Here is a 1,591-nt window from a genome sequence, read left to right on the forward strand (position 1 = left end):
TCGGCCCCCACGAGCGGGCGCGCGCTGCCGCCGGATCAGGCCGCGCGCGCATCCGCCGGGCTCGGCGTGGACGGCGTGCGCATCCACGACGACACGCATGCCGCGCGGCTCGCCGGCAGCCTCGGCGCCAACGCCGTCACCCTCGGCCGCGACATCTACTTCGCCCACGGCCGCTACGCGCCGGGCACCGCATCCGGCGACCGCCTGCTCGGCCACGAGCTCGCCCACGTCGCCCAGCAGCAGGGCGAGCCGCGCGCGCTGCAGTGCGACCTGATGCAGAGTATGCCGGTCACCCTCGGCATCTTCGACATCGGCATGGCGACGCAGGCCGCGCCGCCCGGCCTGTCGGGCACGATCACCTTCCACCCCGACCCGGACGGCCCCTATTCGGCCGAGATCGGCCTGATCCAGGCGGTCAACGCGACCGACGTCGCCGGCCTCACCACGCCCGCATCGGGGGCGCCGGTGGACTGGAACAACATGGTCGACGCGAACACCGGCGTGCGCGGTACCGAGGCCGGACGCATGGAGCAGATGACCCAGGGCACGCCGGGCGGAGCCCCGGCGGGCTGGATGATCGACAACCTGCCCTCGGCCACCCCGCGCGGCGACCCCGGCTCGCCCAACTACATCGAGTACTTCGGCATCGGCGGCGACAACCAGTACGGCTGGCTGCGCTCGCCCACCGACGTCGGCCCGGCCTCGCTGTTCGACTATCCGAGCCTGTCCTTCGACAGCGACCTCGATTTCGAGACCGTCGCCAAGGGCACCGACAACCAGACCATCTACGGCGCGATCGCCTGGGGCTTCCAGATCCGGGGCGGCGCGGTGCAGGGCGAGTACGCCCGCGTCGAGGATCGCGCCTCGCCGGTCTTCGAGGAGGCGCTCGAGCGCTTTCGCGGCTACTACGTGCATGAGCCCGTGGTGCTGTACTTCGACACCAACCAGGACATCCCGCTCGCCGGCGAGGAGGCCAAGCTCGCCGACATTCCCGACTATCTCGACCGCTACCCGGACGTCACCATCGGCGTGCAGGGCAACGCCGACGTGCGCGGCAGCGAGGCGGGCAACTGGGACCTGTCGCAGCGGCGCGCCGACGCGGTGGCCGGCCTGCTCGCGCTGGCCGGCATCGACCCGGGCCGCATCGCCTATGTGTCCGGCTTCGGCGAGACCGACATGTACTCCGAACACGGTACCGCGCCCGGCGCCCGCCAGCCGCGCGACGAGGGGCGCCTGCGCGCGAACCGGCGGGTGGTGCTCGAGTTCTCGCACTCTGTAAGCAACCATCCGATCGTGATGCCATGAACAACGAGATCGAACACCTGGTCGCCACCATCGACGCCCACCCCGAGCCCCTGCACGCCGACTACACCGCGGAGGTGCGGGCGCTGGTGCGCATCGGCCTGCCGGCCCTGCCCGCGGTGCTGCCCTTGCTGATGGCCGAGGCGGAGCTCACCCGGCTGCGCGCGCAGCGCGTGCTCGAGGGGGTGACGCGGGCGTGGGCGGCCGAACACGCCGCGGCCGCGCCGCAGCGCGCCTGGGAGGCCTTGTGGCAGGCGCACGGCGCCTACGACTGGCGCGCTCCGGCCGC

Annotated in this window: 2 protein-coding genes; both read left to right on the plus strand. The window is 72.8% G+C overall.

What is annotated here, in order from left to right; all coding sequences use genetic code 11:
• On the plus strand, positions 1-1,305 hold a 1,305-nt coding region (locus C667_RS22810), incomplete at its 5' end, for an eCIS core domain-containing protein (RefSeq protein ID WP_004388124.1).
• On the plus strand, positions 1,302-1,591 hold a 290-nt coding region (locus C667_RS22815; RefSeq protein WP_004388125.1), incomplete at its 3' end, for a hypothetical protein. The genes C667_RS22810 and C667_RS22815, both read left to right, overlap by 4 nt.

The sequence above is a fragment of the Thauera phenylacetica B4P genome (genome assembly GCF_000310225.1).
In the GTDB taxonomy this organism is placed as follows: Bacteria; Pseudomonadota; Gammaproteobacteria; order Burkholderiales; family Rhodocyclaceae; genus Thauera; species Thauera phenylacetica.